General features: G+C 27.4%; 27 protein-coding genes. 3 read left to right on the forward strand and 24 right to left on the reverse strand.

Annotated features, from left to right (window positions below; translation table 11 throughout):
- Positions 1–51: 51 nt before the first annotated feature.
- Positions 52–1,437 carry an EAL domain-containing protein gene (locus ASKIR_RS09255; protein ID WP_174694316.1) on the reverse strand — a complete coding sequence of 462 codons (1,386 nt, stop codon included), beginning with the start codon at positions 1,435–1,437 and terminating at the stop codon, positions 52–54.
- The gene (locus tag ASKIR_RS09260; protein ID WP_066162024.1) at positions 1,412–2,215 is read right to left on the reverse strand and encodes a phosphatidylserine decarboxylase; all 804 of its coding nucleotides are present in this window, start codon (positions 2,213–2,215) and stop codon (positions 1,412–1,414) included. Before ASKIR_RS09260 ends, ASKIR_RS09255 begins: the two co-directional genes overlap by 26 nt.
- Before the next feature lie 73 nt (positions 2,216–2,288).
- Between ASKIR_RS09260 and ASKIR_RS09265 the strand changes: the two genes are divergently transcribed.
- Positions 2,289–2,531: a hypothetical protein gene (locus tag ASKIR_RS09265; RefSeq protein WP_066162027.1), complete on the forward strand. Its 243-nt coding sequence runs from the start codon at positions 2,289–2,291 to the stop codon at positions 2,529–2,531.
- 143 nt (positions 2,532–2,674) lie between these two features.
- Positions 2,675–2,899: a hypothetical protein gene (locus ASKIR_RS09270; RefSeq protein WP_066162030.1), complete on the forward strand. Its 225-nt coding sequence runs from the start codon at positions 2,675–2,677 to the stop codon at positions 2,897–2,899.
- Positions 2,900–2,932: 33 nt separating this feature from the next.
- Here the strand turns inward: ASKIR_RS09270 and mltA are convergent, their stop codons facing one another.
- The 15 genes from mltA to hypB all read right to left on the reverse strand — a co-directional run bounded on the left by mltA (position 2,933) and on the right by hypB (position 14,497).
- Complete coding sequence (gene mltA, locus ASKIR_RS09275) at positions 2,933–3,994, reverse strand: murein transglycosylase A (protein ID WP_066351603.1); 1,062 nt, start codon at positions 3,992–3,994, stop codon at positions 2,933–2,935.
- Positions 3,995–4,012: 18 nt separating this feature from the next.
- On the reverse strand, positions 4,013–5,896 hold the full coding sequence (gene dnaK / locus ASKIR_RS09280; RefSeq protein ID WP_115588107.1) for a molecular chaperone DnaK: 1,884 nt from the start codon (positions 5,894–5,896) through the stop codon (positions 4,013–4,015).
- Between the two features lie 83 nt (positions 5,897–5,979).
- Positions 5,980–6,576, reverse strand: a complete 597-nt coding sequence (gene grpE / locus ASKIR_RS09285; RefSeq protein ID WP_066162037.1) for a nucleotide exchange factor GrpE — start codon at positions 6,574–6,576, stop codon at positions 5,980–5,982.
- Between the two features lie 9 nt (positions 6,577–6,585).
- Positions 6,586–7,377, reverse strand: a complete 792-nt coding sequence (locus ASKIR_RS09290; RefSeq protein WP_066162040.1) for a heat-shock protein — start codon at positions 7,375–7,377, stop codon at positions 6,586–6,588.
- A gap of 86 nt (positions 7,378–7,463) precedes the next feature.
- Complete coding sequence (locus ASKIR_RS09295; protein ID WP_066351524.1) at positions 7,464–8,114, reverse strand: energy-coupling factor ABC transporter ATP-binding protein; 651 nt, start codon at positions 8,112–8,114, stop codon at positions 7,464–7,466.
- Complete coding sequence (locus tag ASKIR_RS09300) at positions 8,111–8,755, reverse strand: energy-coupling factor transporter transmembrane component T family protein (RefSeq protein ID WP_066351531.1); 645 nt, start codon at positions 8,753–8,755, stop codon at positions 8,111–8,113. Before ASKIR_RS09300 ends, ASKIR_RS09295 begins: the two co-directional genes overlap by 4 nt.
- Entirely contained in the window at positions 8,752–9,231 is a 480-nt protein-coding gene (locus tag ASKIR_RS09305) for a hypothetical protein (RefSeq protein ID WP_066351533.1), read from the reverse strand. Before ASKIR_RS09305 ends, ASKIR_RS09300 begins: the two co-directional genes overlap by 4 nt.
- The gene (locus ASKIR_RS09310) at positions 9,228–9,830 is read right to left on the reverse strand and encodes a CbiM family transporter (protein WP_066351535.1); all 603 of its coding nucleotides are present in this window, start codon (positions 9,828–9,830) and stop codon (positions 9,228–9,230) included. Before ASKIR_RS09310 ends, ASKIR_RS09305 begins: the two co-directional genes overlap by 4 nt.
- 1 nt (position 9,831) lies before the next feature.
- On the reverse strand, positions 9,832–10,557 hold the full coding sequence (locus tag ASKIR_RS09315; protein WP_066351536.1) for a DUF4198 domain-containing protein: 726 nt from the start codon (positions 10,555–10,557) through the stop codon (positions 9,832–9,834).
- A gap of 90 nt (positions 10,558–10,647) precedes the next feature.
- The gene (hypA, locus tag ASKIR_RS09320; RefSeq protein WP_066351542.1) at positions 10,648–10,989 is read right to left on the reverse strand and encodes a hydrogenase/urease nickel incorporation protein HypA; all 342 of its coding nucleotides are present in this window, start codon (positions 10,987–10,989) and stop codon (positions 10,648–10,650) included.
- A gap of 40 nt (positions 10,990–11,029) precedes the next feature.
- Positions 11,030–12,028, reverse strand: coding sequence for a hydrogenase expression/formation protein HypE (hypE, locus tag ASKIR_RS09325; protein WP_066351544.1), 999 nt, complete (start codon positions 12,026–12,028; stop codon positions 11,030–11,032).
- Positions 12,029–12,169 carry a nucleoside triphosphate pyrophosphohydrolase family protein gene (locus tag ASKIR_RS10315; RefSeq protein ID WP_164698892.1) on the reverse strand — a complete coding sequence of 47 codons (141 nt, stop codon included), beginning with the start codon at positions 12,167–12,169 and terminating at the stop codon, positions 12,029–12,031.
- Positions 12,170–12,178: 9 nt separating this feature from the next.
- Positions 12,179–13,303: a hydrogenase formation protein HypD gene (hypD, locus tag ASKIR_RS09330; protein ID WP_066351547.1), complete on the reverse strand. Its 1,125-nt coding sequence runs from the start codon at positions 13,301–13,303 to the stop codon at positions 12,179–12,181.
- A gap of 4 nt (positions 13,304–13,307) precedes the next feature.
- Positions 13,308–13,589, reverse strand: a complete 282-nt coding sequence (locus tag ASKIR_RS09335; RefSeq protein WP_066351549.1) for a HypC/HybG/HupF family hydrogenase formation chaperone — start codon at positions 13,587–13,589, stop codon at positions 13,308–13,310.
- A gap of 128 nt (positions 13,590–13,717) precedes the next feature.
- A complete protein-coding gene (gene hypB / locus ASKIR_RS09340; protein ID WP_066351551.1) occupies positions 13,718–14,497 on the reverse strand; it encodes a hydrogenase nickel incorporation protein HypB in 780 nt (259 codons plus the stop codon).
- A 117-nt stretch (positions 14,498–14,614) separates the two neighbouring features.
- On the opposite strand from hypB, the gene ASKIR_RS09345 reads away from it, so the two are divergent.
- Positions 14,615–15,262, forward strand: coding sequence for a hypothetical protein (locus ASKIR_RS09345; protein WP_066351553.1), 648 nt, complete (start codon positions 14,615–14,617; stop codon positions 15,260–15,262).
- Here the strand turns inward: ASKIR_RS09345 and hypF are convergent.
- The 7 genes from hypF to truA form a co-directional block, all read right to left on the reverse strand.
- Positions 15,243–17,492: a carbamoyltransferase HypF gene (gene hypF / locus ASKIR_RS09350; RefSeq protein ID WP_066351555.1), complete on the reverse strand. Its 2,250-nt coding sequence runs from the start codon at positions 17,490–17,492 to the stop codon at positions 15,243–15,245. The genes ASKIR_RS09345 and hypF overlap by 20 nt on opposite strands.
- A 12-nt stretch (positions 17,493–17,504) precedes the next feature.
- On the reverse strand, positions 17,505–19,124 hold the full coding sequence (locus ASKIR_RS09355) for a hypothetical protein (protein ID WP_115588106.1): 1,620 nt from the start codon (positions 19,122–19,124) through the stop codon (positions 17,505–17,507).
- On the reverse strand, positions 19,108–19,668 hold the full coding sequence (locus ASKIR_RS09360) for a HyaD/HybD family hydrogenase maturation endopeptidase (RefSeq protein ID WP_066351560.1): 561 nt from the start codon (positions 19,666–19,668) through the stop codon (positions 19,108–19,110). Before ASKIR_RS09360 ends, ASKIR_RS09355 begins: the two co-directional genes overlap by 17 nt.
- A complete protein-coding gene (gene cybH / locus ASKIR_RS09365) occupies positions 19,665–20,333 on the reverse strand; it encodes a Ni/Fe-hydrogenase, b-type cytochrome subunit (RefSeq protein WP_066351563.1) in 669 nt (222 codons plus the stop codon). Before cybH ends, ASKIR_RS09360 begins: the two co-directional genes overlap by 4 nt.
- A 10-nt stretch (positions 20,334–20,343) precedes the next feature.
- Positions 20,344–22,080, reverse strand: a complete 1,737-nt coding sequence (locus tag ASKIR_RS09370) for a nickel-dependent hydrogenase large subunit (protein ID WP_066351565.1) — start codon at positions 22,078–22,080, stop codon at positions 20,344–20,346.
- Positions 22,080–23,246, reverse strand: a complete 1,167-nt coding sequence (locus ASKIR_RS09375; RefSeq protein WP_066351567.1) for a hydrogenase small subunit — start codon at positions 23,244–23,246, stop codon at positions 22,080–22,082. The genes ASKIR_RS09370 and ASKIR_RS09375 overlap by 1 nt, the downstream gene beginning before the upstream one ends.
- A gap of 61 nt (positions 23,247–23,307) precedes the next feature.
- Positions 23,308–24,030, reverse strand: coding sequence for a tRNA pseudouridine(38-40) synthase TruA (gene truA / locus ASKIR_RS09380; protein ID WP_066351569.1), 723 nt, complete (start codon positions 24,028–24,030; stop codon positions 23,308–23,310).
- Positions 24,031–24,033 lie beyond the last annotated feature (3 nt).

The raw sequence follows: 24,033 nt of genomic DNA on the forward strand, positions 1-24,033 counted from the left end.
CTCCTTAATTTTTTTAAATTCTACATAAAGTTTCTTTTGTATATATTTAAATTAGTTAAAAATTGGCTCAGGTCTTGCCAAATAGAATCCTTGGAACTCATCTACCTCTAAATTAATTAAAATATCAAAAATCTCTTCACTATGAACAAACTCAGCAACTGTTTTTATATTTAAAGTTTTACAAAATGCTATTATTGATTTTACAATCTCATAAGAGTTTTGATCTACATTTATGTTTTTTATTAAGCTTCCATCTATTTTTACATAGTGAGGTTTTATTCTAATAATTCTTAAAAAATTTGAGTAACCACTTCCAAAATCATCAATAGCTATTTTTACACCCAAATCTTTATATTTTAAAACAAACTCCTCTAAAAAATCATAATCACTTACAGTTTCACTCTCTAAAATTTCAAAAACCAATCTTTGTCTAACACTTTGTTCTAAACTTAAAAGTTTATCTTCTAAATAATCTACAAATTCATAGTTTAAAATATCTTTGAAACTAAGATTAATTGTAATTTGTTTATCAGTTTTTAAAAGATTATCCAAACTTCTTGATATTACAATTTTAGAAAGTTGTAGATACTGCTTTGTTTTAAATGATATACCTAAAAATTTATCAGGTGTTACTATTATAGGAAGATTGTCTTCATCTTTATCTTCAATTCGCATAAGAGTTTCATATTTTTTAATATTTTTATCTTTATCAAATATTGCTTGATAATATGGAACTATTCTATTCTCTTCTACAGCTTTTTTAATCTTCTCTCTCCAATATAAAGATTGAATAATCAACTCTTTTGAATCAAGTTCATTGTTGTATATAAAATAACTTTGATTTAATGATTTCGCTTTTTTTAAAGCCATTGCAGCTGTTATTATTGGTTCATCTTGGAAAATTGAGACTCCAAGAGTCATAGAGATTGTTATATTATCTTTTAATTTTTCAACATATATTTTTCTATTTAAAAATGTTTGATTAAGTTTTTCTATTAAAATAAAAATATCTTCAATAGCCATATTCTTTGTATTTGCTAAAGCAAAAATATCTCCACTTAATCTATAAGCAGTTACTTCATAATTTATCTCAAACTCTTTTAATATTTTTCCTATTTCAACCAAAACTAATTCAGCATTTATAAAACCATAAATCTCATTTAAATCTTCAAAAGCATCTAAATCTAAAAGAATTACAACAACTGACTCTTGATCTCTTATACTATCTTCAAGAGCTTTTCTATTTTGTAAAGATGTAAGCTCATCTTTATAAAGTCTCTCTTCTACCTCTTTTTTTGCATCTACAATAACTTTATTGCATACATTTTTTGTATTCAATAAAGATTTTATGTACAAATATATAAATATTATTGATAAACTTGAACTTATTATTAATAATAGATATAAAAGATTAAAAGTTTGCAATTTTTTGACCAAACTTTACATCTTGATTTAATAAATCTTCTAAATTTACAAAATCTTTTTCCCAAAGCATAACAACCGTTGAACCCATCTTAAAGTAACCTAAGCAGTCACCTTTTGAAAATTCAATGTTGTCATAGTTATAAACTTTTATCTCTTTTGTATCACGATTTGTTTCAACTTGCTTTTCAAACTCAAAAACCATTTGACCAACATTTAGTGCACCTACAAAGACCATATAAAAGATTTTACTATTTGATTCGCACTCTAAAATAACTCTTTCGTTTTGAACAAAAAGTTCAAACTCTTTGTTTAGGTATTTTAAATTAACTGGATATAGTTTTCCAGGAACATGTATTAGTTTTTTTAATTTAAAATCAATTGGAGCGTGATATCTGTGATAATCTTTTGGTGATAGATAAAAGTTCATAAAATCACCATTTTCTACTCTTTGAAAATTTTCACTACAATAGTAAGTTAAAAGCTCTTCAACACTATATTGCATCCCTTTAATTTGAAGTGCAATATCTTTATTTAATTTTCCACATTGAGTAATTAAACTATCTGTTGGTGATATAAAAATATTAGAAGTTTTATCAAAATCTCTTTGTATTATAAACTCTCTTGTAAAAAGCTCATTTAATGATTTATAATGTTTTGCATTTTTAAACTCTTTTAAATCTAGCTTCATCAATTTTGCATAAGAACTATTGATAAATTTTTGAATAGGTCTTGGAAACTCTTTTTTTGCAAACTTCCCAAAGTATTGTGATATAAGATTTGTAATATGCATTTAAGCCCCCGTAAAAAATTAGTCTAATATTTTACCTATTTTTTGCTAGAGTTTTGCTTTTAAAAGGATATTTATGTATAAAATTGTTATTCAAGATAGATGTGACTGCTTTTATAAAAGTTCACTACAAAATAATCTTACATTTAGTTCAAAAGATGTGGCTTTAGAAAAAGCTATTGAGATAAAAAATATTATGAATAGAACTTTTTGCAAAAAACACTCATTTGAGCTTCAAGAGATGCTTAATAATTTTGTAATTAAAGTTTACAAAGATGAACCAATAAAATCTTGTTGTGGAAATGGCTGCTGTATGTAAATTGAGTTTTATATTAACAAGTAAGCTTAAACTAAGAGTTGCTTCTGTAGGATGTACCTATCTTCAGTATTATTTTTTATAAAATGGTGCAAAGAAGGTAGTTTACTAAGTTTTGTAAACAAAAATATAATATGGAGTATAAAATGAAAACTACAAAAGCAATTAAAGAGCTTGTAAAGCTTACAAAAAAAGATGAGCTAAGCAAATCACAAAAAAAAGAGTCTAAAAAACTTGTTGATGAATTAAAATCAAAAAATTCAAAACTAAAGTCTGAACTTAAAAAAACATCTAAAAAAGATAAAAAAAGAGCAAAGAGACTTAAAAACAAACAAAGTTTGATAAAAAAAGCTATTAAAAAAAGTAAATAGCTAGTTTGGTTTAGTGTAGGAAACTACACTAAACTATTTTTTTGGTTCTAAAACTATTATTTCACCATATTCTCTCATTTTGTGAGAGTTTAAACTAGCCTCTTCTCCAAATCCCCAATAAAAATCAGCTCTAATTTCACCCTTTATTGCACCACCTACATCAGCAGCAACTACGAGTTTTTTTATAGGCTCTTTTGTTACTGGATTTGTTGTTTTTATAAAAATAGGAGTTCCAAGTTCAATAAATCTTCTATCAACAGCAATATTTCTTTTTGGTGTTAAAACTGTATTTAAAGCTCCTGTTGCTATGTTTGGTGATATTTTAAAAAATATATAACTCTCATTTATATTTAAAATCTCATCAACTTTTTGTGGGTTTTCATTTAAATACTCTTTTATTTTTATACCATCAATCTCTTCAAGAGTAAAAATTCCATTTTCTACCAAATATTTACCAATAGATTTATAGGCTCTTCCATTTTGACCAACCCAAGCTAAATTTATCAAAGTTTTATCCTCTAATTCAACTCTTCCACTTCCTTGAATTTGAAGAAAAAATAGATCAATTTTATTATCTACATAAAGTATTGGTTCTAAACTTTTGCTCACTTTTGACTCTATTTGGGCTCTTGTATAGTATGGGGTTAATCTATTGTTCTCAACTCTTCCTACATTTCTATAATCTTTTAATTTACTATCATCTGAAATTACTAAATCTTGGGGTAAACCATAAACTGGATATTTATATCTTGAAGTTTTTTCAAAACTACCTTTTAAGAGTGGTTCATAATATCCTGTAATTAAACCTTGTTTGTTTTTATCTCTATCAACAATAGTATAGGCTTCAAAATTTTCAGTAAAAAACTTCTGGGCATTGTTATAATTTTCTGAGAGTTTACAAACATTTGTAAATTTTGGATTTATTTGTGATTTTTCACAATCTTTTTTAAATACTTCAAAGGCAAGTTCTAAGTCATCATCAAAAAAACCATCAATTTTTGAAAATGGTGTTTTTTGAAAACTTATCTCTTTTTGAGAACAAGAGATAAAAAACAGAGATATAAAAATAAGAGCTATTAAGTTTAAATTTCTCATAAGCATCAAGGTAGAGTTTTACTCTACCTCTGCATCGATAACATCGTCATCTTTTTTTGCTTGTTGGTTTGCTTGTCCACCTTGTCCTTGCTCACCATCTTTTTTATACATAGCTTCTGCTAATTTATGAGATTTTTCAGTTAAAACTTTTAACTTCTCTTCAATTTGCTCTTTTGTAGCATTTTCATCTTTTAAAGTCTCTTCCAAATCTGCTGCTGCATCAATAATAGCTTTTTTCTCATCTTCGCTAATTGCATTTTCATTCTCTTCTAAAGTTTTTCTTGTAGAGTGAAGCATAGCATCTGCTTGATTTCTAACTTCAATTAAAGCTTTTTTCTTAGCATCTGTCTCTTTATTTGCTTCAGCTTCAGCTACCATTTTTGCAATCTCATCATCACTTAATCCAGAGCTTCCAGAGATTGTAATTTTATTCTCTTTTCCAGTACCTTTATCTTTTGCACTTACATTTAAAACACCGTTTGCATCAATATCAAATGTTACTTCAATTTGAGGAACACCTCTTGGAGCTGCTGGAATATCTGATAATTCAAACATACCTAAAGATTTATTATCTTTTGCAAACTCTCTTTCTCCTTGGCAAACATGAATAGAAACTGCTGGTTGATTATCATCAGCTGTTGAGAAAACTTGAGATTTTTTAACTGGAATTGTTGTTCCTTTTTCAATAAGTTTTGTCATAACTCCACCTAAAGTCTCAATTCCCAAAGAAAGTGGCGTAACATCTAATAAAAGAACATCTTTAACATCACCTCTTAAAACTCCAGCTTGAACAGCAGCTCCAGCAGCAACAACTTCATCTGGATTTACACCTTTGTTTAAATCTTTTCCAAAGAAATCTCTTACAACTTGATTTGCTTTTGGTAATCTTGTAGATCCACCAACCATGATAATCTCATCAATTTCACCTTTATCTAAATTTGCATCTTTTAAAGCTGTTTTGATGTGACCTAAAGTCTCATTGATTAAATGTTCAGTCATTGACTCAAATTTTGCTCTTGTTAGAGATTTAACTAAGTGAACTGGTCCTGCATTTCCCATAGAGATAAATGGTAAGTTAATCTCTGTACTTTCAGCACTACTTAGCTCTTTTTTAGCATTTTCAGCAGCATCTTTTAATCTTTGAAGTGCCATTTTGTCATTTTTAATATCAAATCCATTCTCATCTTTGAACTCTTTTGCAAGCCAATCAATAATTGCATTATCAAAATCATCTCCACCTAAGAATGCATTTCCATCTGTACTTAATACTTCAAATGTTCCATCACCAATCTCTAGAACTGTAACGTCAAAAGTTCCTCCACCTAAATCATAAACTAAAACTTTCTCTTCACCTTTTTTATCAAGTCCATAAGCAAGTGATGCTGCTGTTGGCTCATTGATAATTCTTAATACATTAAGACCTGCAATTGTTCCAGCTTCTTGAGTCGCTTTTCTTTGTGCATCATTAAAATATGCAGGTACAGTTATAACTGCATCTGTAACTTTTGAACCTAAATACTCTTCAGCATCAGCCTTTAATTTTCCTAAAATTTTTGCTGAAATCTCTTGAGGAGTATAAACTTTTCCAGCAATCTCAACTGCTGCTGCTCCATTTCTATCTACAATTTTATATCCAACTTTACCTTGAGCCTCTTTTGCATTTGGCTCATTCATCATAAGACCCATAATTCTTTTAATAGAATAAATTGTTTTTTCAGGGTTTGTAATAGCTTGTCTTTTTGCTGGATCTCCAACTAAAATTTCACCTTTATCTGTAAATGCAACTATTGATGGAGTAGTATTTTTACCCTCTTTGTTTGGAATAATTTTTGCTTCACCATTTTCATAAACTGCAACACAAGAGTTTGTTGTTCCTAAATCTATACCAATAACTTTACTCATTTTTTCTTCCTTTTATTAAATTTTCTTTTTAAATTCGTAAATAATCTTAAATTCTATAGTTTAATGACTTTTCGGTCAAATTTTTAGTTTGCTATGCTAACCATTGAAGGTCTAAGCAATCTATCTTTTAACATATAACCTTTTTGTAACTCATTTACAATTTGTCCAGATGTGTGCTCAGGGCTATCAACTTGCATAACTGCATTGTGAACATTTGGATCAAACTCACCATCTGTATCTATTTTTGTAATATTGTGCTTTTCAAAAGTTGTTATAAAACTTTTAATTGTAAGTTCAATTCCCTCTTTTAGTTTTGGAAGTAACTCTTCGGCACTAATATTTGCATTAGCAGATGCTAATGCCATCTCTAAAGTATCAAGAGGAGTTAACAGATCTTTTGCAAACTTTTCACTTGCATAATCAATTGCTTGATATTTCTCTCTTTCTAATCTTTTTTTAATATTTTCAAAATCTGCATGTACTCTTAAAAATTTATCTTCACTCTGTTTTAACTCATCTTCAAGCCTAGCTATAACATCTTCTAAGCTATCCTCTTTTTTTTCACCAGAACAACACTCATCTTTTTTTTCACAACAATCATTTTTATCATCAATTTCTTGTTGATTACACTCAATATTATTCTCTTCTTTTAAAAGCTCTTCATTTTTGTTTTCGCTCATTTTTTCTCCTTAAAAATTTATAATTTGTTTAAAAAAATATTCATAATCTTTTGATAATTCACCAATGACAAACATTTTTGTCTCTTCATTGTCTATTTTGCACAATTTACATATTGCTATATAGTTTTGAGGTAGAAAACCATCAAAATATAAGCCCTCTTTTAACTCATCCAAAATAGTTCCTTTTAAAAATCTATTTATCGTGAACTCATCAAAATCTTTTTCTAAAGCTAGTGATAAAAACTCTTTATAGTTAAAAATTTTTAAATCTTTACTTTGTAAACTATCATTGATATTTGTATAAAGTTCATAAGCTCCAACCTCTTTTGATACTTTTAAAATATCATTTAAAGAAATCTGTACAAAATCACCTAAAAATTTAAAAAGTGCACTACTATATTTTATAGTAACTGCAAAACTTGAAAACTCTAAGATTATGTATCTATTTTCAACATTTATTAAATTTTTTAAAATATCACTGTTATCTCTTTTTAGAAAAACACAAAGACCAACTCTTTTTGACATCTCTTCTATCGCTTTGATATTAACTCCACCAAGCGAGAAATTAAGTCTATCTATCCAATACTGTTTTAAAGCTTCATTTGTAGGAGTTCTTCCACTACTTATGTGCTCTTGAGCTAAAAAACCCTCATCTACTAATTTTTTAAAATAACCTCTGATTGTAGCAGTTGAGTACTCTAGATCGTACATAGATTTTAATTGAGTTGAACCAATTGGTTCTAAATGTTCGATATATGCTTTTATAATTGATTGTAATAAAAACTCTTTTTTATCTAACAAAATTAACCTCTCTATCTTTTAGCACTCTAATGTTTAAACTGCTAAAGAATTATAGCTTATTGAGTCAATGTTTGTCAAGTATTATATTAGTAAACTTTTAAAGTTTTCTCTTCTAATATATAAATCTTTTCAACTAAGCTATCTATAAAGGTTTTTTGATGAGATACAATTATCATTGATTTTTCTATACTTTTTAAAATATCAATAAGCTTTTTTTCACCATCATCATCTAAGTTATTTGTTGGCTCATCAAGAAGTAATATTTTTGGCTCTTTTATTAAAATAGCTGCTAAAGCTACGAGTTTTTTCTCTCCACCACTTAAATCATAAATTACTCTATTTTCTAAATGCAAAATATCTAAGCTTTTTAAGATATCTAAGCTTTTTTTATATGCTTCAGCTTTTTTTACTCCCAAAGCCAATAAAGAGAACATAACATCTTCAATTACAGTAATAGACAAAAAAAAGTTATCTATATCTTGAGGTAAATATGCTATTTCATCTCTATATTTTTCATAATCCTCTTTTTTGTTGATTTTATTATGAAAAATATCTATTGTTCCACTGTTTTGATTTTTTAAACCAGCTATTATTTTAAGAAGTGTTGATTTTCCAACTCCATTTTTACCAATAATAGCAATTTTCTCTTTGTGTCCTAAATCAAAACTTACATTTTCAAATAAAATCTTCTCATCTTTTTTATATGAAATATCTTTTAAATTTATTGAACAACTCATAAAACTACCTTTAAAAAAATTATAATTGATATTAAAAATATCAAAATAGAATCAACTAAACTAAAACTATTTTCATAATTTATAAAAATTTCACCTTTAAAACCTCTTGCTTTAAAACTATCTTTTAGTTTTTCACTATTTTTAATAGTTTTTAAAAATAGTATTCCAAAAATATTTCCGTAGGTTTTATATGTAAAAATATCTGTTTTTGCTTTAAAGTTTCTGGCCTTTAAAGACTCTTTTATATTTTTAAACTCCATATTTAAATCAAAAATAGATTTAACAGTAAAATATAAAGTAGAATTAAACTTTTTAGGAAATTTTAAAATCATAAAAGCTTTTACAATATCAAAACCATTTGAAGAGTAAAATAGTAAAAGATTAAATAAAAGTATGAAATTTACTTTTAAAAAGAGATTTAAAGCTTCATTTATATTAGTTTCAAAATATAAAAAAAGAGTTAATACAAGCACAAAAAAGTTTAAAAATAGTAGTTTTCTTAAAATATTTAAAATATTTTTATAGTTTAAATATATAAGAAAAATCAGAGGAAGTATAAAAAATAGTTCAAATTTTGAGAAACTCAAAATCAAACTAAATCCAACTGCACTCAACAAAGAGATAGCTGGATTTAAACTCAACTTTTAACTCTTTTTATTATTAAAAATATAAAAGCTATCAAAATCAATCCAAAAGCTATTTTAAATATCTCAAAATAGTTTAGTTGTGTTTCTAAAACCTCTATTCTGTTTTTTAAAAAAGTATTCTCTTCTAATAACTCTTTAATTTTTTTATCTTCTTCTATTTTTTCTTTATTTTCAACTTCAGCAATCTTTTTTAAAACTTTTATATCTTTGCTAACAAAGTGCGAACTTCCTGCATCAACTGTAACCTTGAAAAAATCATTTGAGCTTTTATAGTTATACTCACCATTTTCATCTAATCTACTTTCAAAAACTAAACCATCTGATTCAATTTTAAATTTACAACTCTTGCATGGCTTAGCATTTGCAAAATATGAGTTGATATAAAGATTATCATCTTTTAAGTCTAAAAATAGATTCACCTTGTGAGCGAATAGAAATATTGGTAAAAATAAAATCAAAAAAAATCTCATATATTTAATCCTTTAAATAAATTTGGCATTGTTTTTTTTATATATAAAAACAAAAAAAGTGTAATTAACCCTTCTAAAATCATTGTTGGAATATTTACAAGAACTATTGAATATGCTGCATTTTTATACTCTTGTTTTGAAAAAACCAAAAGAATAAACATCATAATAGCTGATAAAAAAACTCCACTAAATCCAATTATAAAAAACTTTATTTTTTCATTTAACTTTTTTAAAATATTAATTTTAAATAATAAAAATACAAAATATGCGGGAATTGCTATTATTAAAACATTTGCTCCTAAAGAGCTAACTCCTCCGTACCCCAAAAGCAAAGCTTGTAAAATAAGTGCCAAAGATATAGAAAATATTGCAACACTTCCCAAAAAAATTCCAATAAAACCTAAAAGCATTAGATGAATTTGAGTAAATCCAAAGGGTATATGAATAAATGAAGCTACAAAAAAAAGAGCACTAAAAGCAGACGCTAGTGCTATTTTATCATTTGATAAATTTTTAAAAGAGTATATTAAAAATAAAGTAGCAACAGTAGTCGAAACTACTGTAACTTCAAGAGTTAAAATACCATCACTAATATGCATTTTAGTAAGCTTTTAACCAAAGTAATGCACCATTTTCAATAGGGTATTTTTTACCATTTAGCTCTTTTTCTCCCTCTTCAATAAGTGCTGCAAATCCCCACCAACCTTTATGATTCATCACAAAAGAGAAAACTCCATTTTTATCTGTTTTAATACTTTGAGTAATATGTGAAGATGTTGGAGCTTTTAAATCAAACTCATTATAAAGTTCAACTTCTACCTCAACATTTGCTTGTGGTTTTCCATCTTTTAAAACTATACCTTGAAAAATATTTCCAGCATAAAGAGCAAAAGGTTTTGTAAGTGGAACTATCTCATATTTTAAACCAATTGGCTCATCCCATCCATCTTCAACACCAAAAGCACTAACTATCACTTTTGGAACATGGCTTATAAATAAACCTTCTGACTCTTCAAAATAAGGCTCAGGTTGTACAAAAAACTTATAAACTGCTGGTTTATCTATTGAATATGAAGTTTCCCAAGCTTTGTGTTCAAACTTTTTTCTCTCTTTTAAAGGTAGAGAGTTTTTACTGTTATTTACAAAAATACCTTTTGGTTTCTCCATATTCATACCACTTTGTTCAAAAGGGTGAATAAACATAGCCTCTATTTTGATATTTGCATCTTTTTTATCTTCGATATTATCACTAGTTGGAAGAAGAGTTAAAAAATGTGCATTTGCAAAAAGAGCTGTTAATGCTAAAGCTGAAATTACTTTTTTCATGGCTTATCCTTTTTATTTTTTGCTGATTATAATTGGCTTTACTTTATAGAATATAAATTTTATAGTTTCTTATATAGTTTTAGAACTAGATTACTCTAATTCCAAACTCATAAGATACATATCTTCACCATCTGTTACTTTTAAATCAACACTTTGGCATTTTGGGCAAGCAAACTCATTTTTTTGTAACGTTGAATTAGCATTGCATCTATTACAAAAAATCTCAACTTTTTGAATATTTATTGAAAATTCTGCACTCTCACAAATAGTTTTCTCTTTAAAAGTATCAAAAGCTGTTTGAAGAAGTTCTGGCTCAACTCCACTTAAAACTCCAATTTTTACAACTACTTTTGTAACTTTTTTTGCATCATTTGACTTTGCGTGTTCTTCGCAACTCTCTAGTAGTGATTGAACAATTGAGTATTCGTGCATAATAGTCTCCTTTTTAAATCTATCATTCAAAAGTAAGCAATTAACAAATCCTTGGAAGCAGTTCACCAGTTGGTGTATCTAAAAATCTTTTTGTTCCCCAAGAACTATTTAAAATAACTTTTTGTGGGTATTGAGAAGTTACTTTTCCAATAATAGAAGCGTTTGAAGCTTCAGGAAAAGTATGTAAAACTTCAATAGCTTTTGTAGCATCATCTTTTGAAATTGCGAGTAAAAATGTTCCTTCATTTGCTAAATTTGTAGCTTCAAATCCAAGCATTTCACAAATTCCTTTTACCTCATCACTAATAGGAATTTGTTCTTCTTCTACTTCTATACAAATATTTGATTGCTTCGCCCATTCGTTTAATACAGCACTCACTCCTCCTCTTGTAGCATCTCTAAGAGCTGTTATTTTAATGTTAGCATCTATCAAGGCTTTTACTAAAGGATATAAAGAGCTACAGTCACTTTTTAAATTTGAGTTCATATCTATACCTTCACGTGCAGTAAATATTGTAGCTCCATGAGCTCCTATGTCACGGCTTACAAGAATTAAGTCATCTTGTGTAATATTGTTTGAGCTAATTCCACTATAAAGAACTTCTCCAATACCAGTTGTATTTATAAAAATCTTATCAACAGCACCTTTTGGAACTACTTTTGTATCACCACTTACAATTATCGCTTCATTTTTTGCTAACTCTTCTTTCATAGAGTTTACAATAATTTCAAGCTGTTCTACTTCAAATCCCTCTTCTATGATAACTGAACAAGTAAGATATTTTGGTTTTGCTCCCATCATTGCTAAATCGTTGCAAGTTCCACAAATGGCAAGTTTTCCTATATTTGCTCCATTAAAAAAAAGAGGAGTAACTGTAAAACTATCTGTACTAAATGCTAATGTTCCATTTTGAATAACTGCTGCATCTTCACTCTTTTCTAAAATCTCATTTTTAAAAGCTTTATAAAAAACCTCTTTTATTAACTCACTATTTTCAACTCCACCATTTCCGTGTGCTAATGTTATTGTTTTTGTCATTTATCTGTTTTCCCTACTTTTACTATACTTTTTACTTCCACTTTGAGATGTCTCAATTGGATATTTAGGATTGTGAAATTCATCCCAATTTCTATCATCACTAAACTTTTGTATTCTTTGTTTTATTTGTTCTATATCCATGTTATCTCTTTATAGTAAATTCCCATATTTATAATAAGCACTACAAGCACCCTCTGAGCTCACCATACAAGAACCAATAGGATTTGTTGGAGTACACACAGTTCCAAAGATTTTGCAATCAGTTGGTTTTGCAACACCTTTTAAAATCTCAGGACATTTACAAGCTTTATTCTCTTTTACTTCTTGTGTTGGTAATATATCTTTATAAACTATTTTTGCATTATATTTATCAAACTCATCTTTTAGTTCATAACCACTATTTTCAACCTCACCTATTCCTCTAAATTTAAAAGGAACTTTTTTAAAGTATCTGTTTATAAGCTCTTGAGCTTTTAGATTTCCATCATAAGATACAACTCTTTTATACTCGATTTCCAAATTAGCTCTTTTTTCTTTGAACTGTTTTACTATCATTGAGATACTTTGCATAACATCAACTGGTTCAAATCCACTTACAACAACTGGTTTATTATAATTTTTTGGGAACTCTTCATATATTTTGCTTCCACTAATAACACTTACATGAGATGGTCCTAAAAAAGCATCTATTTTGCAGTTTTTATCTTCTACTAAAACTCTCATAACCTCTGGAACTGTTATATGATTTATAGAAAATAGAATATTTTTTATATCTTGTTTTATCACTTGTTCTAATAAAGCACATGTCATTGGAGTTGTTGTTTCAAAACCTATTGCAAAAAAGACTACTATTTTATCTTTGTTCTCATCTGCTATTTTTAAACAATCCATTGGAGAATAAACAAATCTCACATCAGCACCTTGGCTTCTTGCTTTTTGTAAACTCCCTTTACTTCCTGGAACTTTTATCATATCTCCAAGTGTTACAAGTATCAGATCTTTTTGTAAACTTAAAATATAAGCACTATCTATTCTATCTTTTGGCATAACACAAACAGGACAACCAGGTCCATGAATAAAATTTATTTTTTTATTTATTAGTTGTGGTATTCCATACTTCATAATAGTATGAGTATGCCCTCCACAAACTTCCATAATATTTATAGTTTTATCATAATCTTTTAAATCTTCATCTATTAATTTTTTATATGCTTTTATAGTTTTAGCATCACGAAAGCCATCATATAAATCTTTTAGTTGTAACTCTTTTTCCATGATACTATCTGTTTTGACAATTTTGAGACTCTTCAATTTCTGCTAACCTATCCTCTTGCTCAATCTCTTCTATTATCTTTTCATAAAGCTTTAGTGATTCTAGGGCATACTCTTCATCTATTTTATTCATAGCAAAACCAATATGAATTAAAACATAATCTCCTACTTTTACCTCTTCATCTATTAAATCTAAACTAGCACTTCTTTCTACTCCCATAGTATCAACTACGCAAGTATTCATCTCAGGGTCTATACTTTTTATTTTTGATGGTATTGATAAACACATACAATTTTTCCTTTTATCTATTATTTGTAAAACAATTTTATGAATGATTCTGCAACGCAAGGGTAAAAATCTTTGATTTTTGGGTACCCATCGTGAAGCCTAAATGAATGAAATTGATTTTACAAATATCATCGCATTTTTCTTTTAAAATTAATCCAATCAACAACATTTTGAAGTGATTGTTTATCTTTTATAGAAACTTCCAAAATATCTACATTTGGTTTTAGTTTTCTAGCTTCTGTTTTCTCTTTTTCTATATCATATTCAAAATATGGAAGCAAATCAGTTTTTGTAAAAAGTATTAAATCAGCACTTCTAAACATAACTGGATATTTTGCTATTTTATCTTCACCTTCTGGAACTGAAACTAAAACAATGTTTAAATGAGTTCCTACATCATAAGATGCTGGACATACAAGATTTCCTACATTTTCCACAAAACAGACATCGATATTCTCTAAAGATAAGTTATGCAAACCTTTATGAACCATAAATGCATCTAAATGACAAGCACTTCCTGTTTGTATTTGAACTGCATCTATTCCTTTTGCTTTTAATCTATCTGCATCTCTTGAAGTCTCTAAATCACCCTCTACAACTGCAAATTTAAAATCAGCAATATCTACTAAATTCTCTAAAAGTGTAGTTTTTCCACTTCCAGGACTTGACATAAGATTTATTCCTAAAACTTTATGATTATCAAAATGAGCTCTATTATGTCTTGCTTCATGATCATTTTTATCTAAAATTTTTTGAATTACCGAAATTGTTTTTGCATCATTTAATTGAGGATTATGATGAATATTCTCATTTATATGCGAATGATGATTTTCGTTTGAATGATGATGCTCATGTTCATGATGATTATGTTCTTGTCCTGCTATTGTACAACCGCAATCTTTACACATTTTTATTCCCTTTTGTTTTATTCAATATTTTATTTAGTTTAACCCAAAAAGGCTAAATATAATATAATAGTTTACATCACTTATATATTTTTAGAACAAACTTGATAAACTATTTTTATGATTTGTCCAAACTGCAAAAATAGAAACTTTTATAATTTAGCAAATGATTATATAAAATGCACAAAATGTGCAAAAAAACTATCTTTGAAAAAGATAGCTAAAGATAAATTAATCATAGAAAAATTTTGTGAAAACAAAAATGCACTTCAAAGCTCAAAAGAGTTAAAGCTAAACTACAAAACTATAAAAGATAGATTTGATCTGTTTAGAAAAAAAATAGCTATATTTTTGGAAAACTCTTATCAAGATTCTATACATGATTATAGTGAATATGAAGAGTTTTATTACTTCAAACAAAGAGGAAAGAGTAAAAAAATAAAATCACTAGATGAGGCTACAAATATAATAGGATTTTACTCAAATCAAAAAGTATATACACTTCTTATGCCAAATATAAAGTATAGAACTTTTGCTACAAATGATGAGGATTTTTTTCAATATCTTCTTTGGTACAAACTTCAATCAAAAAATTCTCATAAAACAACTCTAAAACTATTTTGGGAGTTTCTTGAAGAGGAGTTAAAAAAATATAAAGGAGTAAATGAAGAAAATTTTTTCTACTACTTAAAAGAGTGTGAATTTAGATTTAACTACAAAAAAAGTGAGCAAATAGAGATTTTAAACTCTATATATTTTCAAGAGTGAAAAAAGCTTGTCCCAAAGATATATTTTCATCATTTACACTATAATTTTCTCCTATATAAATCTCTTTGTCTTTTAGTTTTTCAAATACAATTTTAAGTAAAGTTCTATTTTGAAAAACTCCACCACTTAAAACAATAGCTAAATCTTTGTATAAATTTGAGATATCAAAAATTATATTTGCAAGAGTATTTATAAATTTTGAAGCAATAATTTTTTTATCTTTTTCGAATACAAGCTCTTTTATCATTGGTGAAATATCTATAATATTGTCAATCAAATCAAAAGAGAAAGCATCTTTTATATTTGCATCATATAAATTTTCTAAATAAAGACCTGTTTGTCCTTCATACTCTTGAATATGAAGAGTATTAGCAAGTGAACAAACGGCATCAAAAACTCTTCCAAAAGAGCTTGAAAGGGGTGAATTTAAAGATTTTTGCCAAATTGTGTGTAAATTTTTTATCTCATTTTTTTCAAATATTTTTAAAAATTCCAAAGGTAAAGAGTAAATCTCTTCAAGGCAGAAGTTATCAAAAAGTAGTGATAAAGCTACTCTTTTAGGCTCTTTTATAGCTAACTCTCCACCTAAAAGTTTAAAATATTTTAGGTGATAAGCTCTTTTATACTCCTTTTGATTTGCTATAAAAACTTCTCCACCCCAAATATTTCCATCATCACCATATCCAGTTCCATCAAAACAGAATGCTAAAACATCTTTTTTTAAAGATTTCTCTGCTAAAACAGCTAAAATATGAGCATAATGATGTTGAACTTGAATTAAATTTAAATTTTTATTCTCTTTTACAAACTCTAAAGCAATTTTTGTAGTCTCATAATTTGGATGTTTATCACAAACTATAATTTCAGGTTTAAAATCATAAAAATGAAGAAAATTTTTAAGAGTTTTTTTATAATTTTCTATTGAAGCTATTGAGTTTAAATCTCCTAAATAAACAGTTGTTATAATCTTATTTTCAAAAGCTATAGTAAAAGTTGCTTTTTGATTTGCACCTAAAGCTAAAACTTTTTTTGAAAACTTTTTTTCTACTTGCAAAATATTTGGAGCAAAACCTCTACTATTTCTAAGTTTCAAAACTTTTTTGCCTACTATTTGAACTATTGAGTCATCACAACTATTTACTATTTCTCTATTATAATCAAGTACAAAATCTACTAAATTAGCAAGTTTAAAAAATATATCCTCTTTTTTTGTAACTATTGGCTCATCTTTTAAATTTGCACTTGTTGCCAAGATTGGTTTTTCTAAATTTTTAAATAGAAGATAGTGCAAAGCACTATTTGGTAAAAAAGAGCCAATAATCTCTAAATTTGGAGCTATTTGCTTTGATAAATCACTATTTTCTCTTTTTTTCAATAAGAGTATTGGTTTTTGTTTTGAGTTTAAAATCTTCTCTTCAAGCTTATTAAAATATCCATAATCTTTTAAATTTTCTATATCTTTAAACATCACAGCAAAAGGTTTTGAGGCTCTTTTTTTAAACTCTCTTATTTTTTCTATTGCTTTTGAGTTTGTAGCATCACAAACAATATGAAAACCTGATATACCTTTGATAGCTAAAATTTTTCCATCTTTTATATAGTTTGATGCTTGATTTATAGCATCTATTTTTTTAGATATTAAATTTTGATTTTTATCATATAAAAAAGTAGTTGGTCCACACTCTTCACAAGAGATTGCTTGTGCGTGATATCTTCTATTTTTAGGATTTTCAAACTCATCTTGACAATTTTTACATAAGCTAAACTCTTTTAAAGAAGTATTTACTCTATCATAAGGAATATCTTTGATTATTGAGTATCTTGGTCCACAATTTGTACAATTTGTCAAAGCATAGTTATATCTAAAACTATTTTTATCAAAAATATCTTTTATACAATCTTCGCAAATTGATATATCAGGATAAATAAGGGCACTTTTATTTTTAATATTTGAATTTGAACTTTTTTCAATTTCAAATTTATCATACTCTTTAAACTCTAAATTTTCAATCTTTATATCAAATATTTTGGCTAAAGTTGGGGGATTTAATCTAATCTCTTTTATAAACTCTATTAAATCTTCTTTTTTGGCAAAAGCTTGAATCTCAACTCCATTTTCATCATTTTTAATCCAGCCTTTTATATTATATTTTATTGCTAGATTATAGATAAATGGTCGAAACCCAACACCTTGAACAAGTCCAAAAATAGATATTTTTTGATTTATCATAAAATTTTATACCTATTTTTGAATTACAAACTCTTTGTTGTAGTAGATTTTGAAGTTTTTTGTTATGCTTTTTTCAACAAGTTGATTGAATCTAATATTTGCAAACATATCTCCACATAAACTAACACCATCAAGTTCATAATTTCCATGTAAATTATCAATCTCATTTGCTATAAAGTGGGCAAAACTTTCAATAAAACCCAAACTTATAGTCTGTTCATCAACTCCTGCTAGTTTAAAACTCATAGCTGATTTTATAAGTGGTAGATAATCAAATTTTCTATTAAAAACTTTTTTGTCGTCAAAAATTTTATAATCAATTCTAGGTCCTTTTTCAAGCAAAGAGCTTGAAGCATTGAAAATAATATCATCTTCAAAATCTAGTATAATTTTTGCTATTTTAAAATATGTAAAAAATGTTTTTTCAAGAAAATCTATTTTTGTATTTAATGCTTTATTGTAAATATTTTCAAACTTATTTTTATAGTTTTTTAGAAGCTTTTCGCCCTTTATATCTTTTTTTATAGATTCAAAAATCTCCTCTATTGAACTTGGAATATATAAATCTTCTAAAATATCAACTAAACCATTTTTTGAGTAGTAAGAGATTTTATTTTTGTTTGAAAAGCTAATATAAAAATTTATAATAGATTTCTCAAACAGTTCACTCTCTGCTAAAAGAGTCATAAACTGAGATTTATCTTTTTCTTGAAATTTATTAAAAACTATATCTAGCTTTTTTGGATATGAGTTTGATTCTAAAATAAGTTTTTTATTATCAAAACATAATATTTTTGGAATATCAAGCTTTATACTATTTTTACTTTTTACATCTAAAAAATAGTCAAAACTTGCATCTTCATTTTCAATATTTAAAAAATCAATCTTTAATTTTTTTAGCTCAAGAGTTAGTAAATATAGTGTTAAATCATTTGAATATCTTATATCTATACTTTTTTTATCAATCTTATTTTTTAATCTATAAATCTCATTAATTCTAAACTCTATCTTTGGTTTTTCAATAGTTGCAAGTGCAACGATTGAATTAATATCCTCTACAACTAAGCTACTTATATTTTCTAAGCTTACAACTAAAAGTTCACTGCTTTTGTCTATATTTTCTACTTTTGAGAATACAAAAGTTCCACTTAGAGTTTTTATTTTGATTTTTTTACCTTCATATATTAAAGAGCTTAATTTTTCAAAAAGTTTTTTATCTGATTTTACTTTTTGATTTTCAAAAATAAAAGTTGCATCTTCAAAACCTTTAGAAACTTCACAAGATTTAAAAGCATTATAAAAATCTATACTATCTTTATCTTCTACTTCTTTTATTACACTTGGAGAAAAAGAGATTATACTCTCTTCATCAAAAGAGCTTGAAGTTTCAAGAGGCAGTTTCTCAACTACTTCAACTTCCAATCCATAATAAAAAATTGAAATAGGAACATACAAAGATAAAGCATTTGAAAAATCTTCTAATATTTTCTCTTCAGCTTCTATATAAAGATAAACAAAATCTAATTTTTGATATATTTTATATTCACAATCAAACTTTTTTGCAACAAAATCTAAAAACTTCATCAAAGTTTTATTGCTTGATTTATAATTAAACTTAAACTCTAGGACCATTTTTCATATCTCTTTTAAATGAAATCTTAGCTATATCTTCTATGCTAACATCTTCTGTTTTTACTACTTTTATATCGTGTTTTAAAAGATAATCTATTATCGTTTTTTCCATAGTTTTAGAAGCTTCTATAATTTCACTACTCAAATCAAATGTAGTATCATCTGCAACTCTTTTAGGAACAATGCCTAAAACATAAGTTGTTGGTAAATCACCATTCATTTCAATCATATTTAATGTTTGAAGCATCTCAACTTCGTGAGCACTTCCTTGCCAGTTTATATTTGATGGAACTTTTCGATAATCAAAGAAAAAAACATCTCCAGCATTTGAGTTTAATGAATCAATACAATCAACTACTAAAACCTCATCATATTTTATAATTAAAGGAATAAGTCTTTGAGCCAAAGTTCCACCATCAACTAAAGTTAAACTATTTTTTGAAGATTCAAACTCATACTTTTCATCTAAATAGTGAACAAAATGAGCTCCTATTCCCTCATCTTGGAATAGGATATTTCCTATTCCTAAAATTAAGATATTCATTTATGGTCATCTTCCCATTTATATCCAGAGATAATTGAATCCATATCCCCTTTTTTTCCATAAATTGAGTTAAATACAACCAAATAGATATGTATAGGCAAGAATATCAAAAAAATCCACATGAAAATATGATGAACTTCTCTAACAACAGCTAAACCTCCCATTAAAACCTCAATTGGTCTTAAAATATCAAATAAAAATCCACCTAAACCATCATGATAAACATGTATATATAAAATCAATCCAGTTAATGAGATAACTATTAAAGAGATATAAATAGCTGAATATGCCATAAATTGTAGTGGATTATATATCCCTTTTAGTTTAGTATGTTCACCTATTAAAATATAGTATTTAATCTGTTTTATCCACATTTTTGGTGATATAAAATCCCAAAAAGATAATCTCTCTTTTTTACTTTGTCTATCAAAGAAAAATAGATATATTTTTCCAATAGTCACACAAATTAGTAAAAAACCAAAAATTATGTGCCAACTTCTCATTAAAGCATTTAAAAAGTTTGTTGGCTCACCGCCATTTAAAGAAGGAGATATAAATGGATATGCCAAATAAAATCCTGTAAAAGTTAGAGCTGTAATAGCTAAAACTCTAATCCAGTGAGTTATTCTTAACCATACAGAGTATTCATAATGTTTTTTTATCATAGTTTATTCCTTAACTATTACAAGAAAAACCATATAATGGATCTACTTTATATGTTCCTAAATCATTACCTTTTTGATCCATAACATGAACAGCACAAGCAATACAAGGGTCAAAGCTATGAATAACTCTAATAATTTCAAGAGGTTGAGATATATCTTGAACCTTTAAACCAACTAAATTTGCTTCATAAGGTCCCATTTGCCCTTTTGCATCAATTGGTCCTGCATTCCAAGTTGAAGGAACAACAGCTTGATAGTTTTCAATAACTCCATTTTTTATTCTTACCCAGTGAGATAACATTCCTCTTGGAACATCTCCCATATATCTTCCTTTATACTCTTTGTTTTTATCTATTTTATAAGATGTATAAGTAGTTTCATCTACTTTTAAATTTTCAATTAAAGTATTAAATGTCTCTAATCCATGTTTTGCAATAGCTTTTACTTGAAGCATTCTAGCAGCTGTTCTTCCTAAAGTTGTAAATAAGGCACTTTTTGGCAATTTTGTTTTTGCTAAAAATTCATCTACTATTGGAACTACTCTTTTATTTCCTTTTGCATAAGATACCAATATACAAGCAAGAGGTCCAACTTCCATAGCTTTTCCGTCATATCTTGGAGATTTTATCCATGAATATTTACCTTTTACATCTAAGACTTTAGAATCTACAAGTTCTTTATTCATTCCAACTGTTTTCATATCTTTTAAACCTGTATATTTAGGATTTGTTTTCCCATCATAAGGGTGCAGTGCTTCATCATTTTCATACCAAGAGTGAGTTGCTTCTTCTGTTATTAAATCTTCATTTATTTCAAAAACTTTTGATAAATCACCATCAAAAATAATTCCAGAATCAAATAAAAACTCTGTTTGATTTAACATCATCTCTTGATTCGCAATAAAGTTCATAACTCCAGCTTTTTTTGTAACTGATAACTCATCTTTATATACACTTGCAGCCATTACAATATCAGCATGATAAGCATTTTCTATAAACTCTGCTGCATTTTTAAATAGTGTTAAATACTCTCCCATTCTTGATGGATCCAATAAATCCATAATACATGTCACTCCACCTACACTTAAGCTTTGTGGATGTGGTTGTTTCCCTCCAAAAATAGCCATAAGTTTTGCTAAATCTCTTTGAACTTCTAAAGCTTTTAAGTAGTGAGATAATAAAATCAAGTTTTGTTCAGAAGATAATCTATAAGTTTTATGCCCCCAATAAGCATTTGCAAAAGGTCCTAATTGCCCTTTTTCTACAAACTCTTTTACTCTTGTTTTAACTTTTTTTAAATCATTTTCTCCCGTTGCTATTGGAAAATCTGCATATTTAAATGCCTCATTTGAAGCTTTTTTCTCATCTGCATCAAGAGCAGAAACAATATCAACCCAATCAAGCCCATGAAGATGATAAAAATGAACAACATGATCATGCATAAAAAGTGCCATTGACATTAAACTTCTTGTAAGTTTTGCATTTAAAGGTGGAACTATTCCTAAAGCATTTTCAACAGCTTCAATTCCAGCTTTATAGTGTGAATATGTACAAACACCACAAATTCTTTGCATTAAAAAACCTGCATCTCTAGGATCTCTATTTTTTACAATAGTTTCCAAACCTCTCCATAAAGTTGAAGATGAATAAGCTTTTTGTATTACATTATTTTCATCAACTTCAACTTCTATTCTTAAATGCCCCTCAATTCTTGTAATTGGATCAATTATAACTCTTTTATTTGACATTATTGCTCTCCTTGTGAATCTTTTGGATTTTTATATCTTGAAATAGCTGCATGTGCTGCAATACCAATTCCTGTAATAGTAAGCAATCCAACTCCTATTTTATCAGCAGTTGCATCTGCTCCAAGTCCTTTAAATACTGTATTATATAATCTATTTGCAACTGGCTCTTCAAGAGGTCCCATAGTATCCCAAAAGTTTGGTTCACTACACCCAATACAGCCATGCCCTGCTTGAATTGGCCAAGACATATGAGAATTAAACTTGTTTTTTGAACAATTATTAAAAGTATATGGTCCTTTACACCCTACTTTATATAAACAATACCCCTTTTTAGCACCTTCATCTCCAAACTCTTCAACAAACTCTCCAGCATCAAAATGACCTCTTCTTTCACATAGGTCATGAATTCTTAAACCATAAGCCCACTTTGGTCTATTATAAGCATCAAGGGCTGGTAAAGTTCCATAAAGAATATAGTGAAGCAAAGTTCCTACTATATTTTTTTCACTTGGTGGACAACCTGGAACATTTATTACTTGTTTATTAGTAACTTTAGATAAAGCTTGAGCTCCTGTTGGATTTGGAATTGCTGCTTGAACGCCACCAAAAGATGAGCAAGTTCCTATTGCAAATATTGCTAAAGCGTTGTTTGAAGCCTCTATTGCACTTTGTTCACCTGTTTTTCCATGACCACCAATAGTTAAGAAAGTAGCATTTTCTCCTGTTGGAATTCCACCCTCAACCATTAAAATATATCTTCCTTTATATTTCTCAATAGCTGATTCAAGATTATGTTCAGCTTGCCATCCAGATGCTGCCATCAAAGTTTCATGATACTCTAAAGATATATAATCAAAAATAAGTGAATCAATAGTTGGGGCATCTGTTCTAAGTAGTGATTCACTGCATCCTGTACACTCCGCCATATGTAACCAAATAATTGGTAATCTATCACTCAAAGTTGCTGCTTTTGCAATCAATGGAGAGAAGCTTGATGGAAGTGTTAACATAGCAGTCATAGCAGCAGCCCACTTCATAAAGTCTCTTCTTGAAACACCTTTTTCTTCCAAATGAGAGGCCAAAGTCTTCTCTTCTTTAAATCCCTCTAAGCTCTCTAATTGTTTTAAACGATTAGATAATTTGTTATAAAGTTCACTATTTTTCAAAAAATGCTCCTGTGTTTTATTTTTTGTTCTCTATTCTATCCTCTTTATGTTTACTATTCATTTAATATTTTACTTTTGATAGATATAAACCATTTGGTTCTATTGGAGTTTTGAATATATTTTTTTCACAATTTAACTGTTTTTTTAAATCATTAATTGTGAGTTTTTTACTATTTATTTCAAGTAAAAATCCAACCATCAATCTAATTTGACTTCTTAAATATGAGTTTGCTGTAAAATTAAATACATAAATATCTCTATATTTATAGAATTTTGTCTTAAATATCTCTCTTATTGTATTCTCTTTTTCGCTTCCAGTTTTATGAAAATATACAAAATCATGAACACCTTCAAACTCTTTTATAGCAAGTTTTAAAAGCTCTTCATCTACACTTTTTACATAAGTAATATATTTTTGATTAAATGGATTTGTAGGTTTTGTTGTGATTAAATATCTATAAGTTCTTGTTTTTGCACTAAATCTTGCATGAAACTTATCATCAACTCTTGAAATATTTAAAATCTTTATTGCTTTATCTACTCTTTTATTTATTATCTTTTTAAATTTTTCAAAATCACTCCAATAATCTGGAATAAAAGCATTAAAAACCTGTTTTGTAGCATGAACATCTCTATCTGTTCTTCCACTTAAAATAATTTTTGTATCAATATTTATTGATTTAAAGACTTTTAAAAGCTCATCTTCAACTGTATTTTTGTTTGGCTGTTTTTGACTTCCACAAAAAGCAGTTCCATCGTAAGATATTGTAAATTTTAGATTCAATTT

The organism is Aliarcobacter skirrowii CCUG 10374 (genome assembly GCF_003544835.1).
GTDB lineage: Bacteria > Campylobacterota > Campylobacteria > Campylobacterales > Arcobacteraceae > Aliarcobacter > Aliarcobacter skirrowii.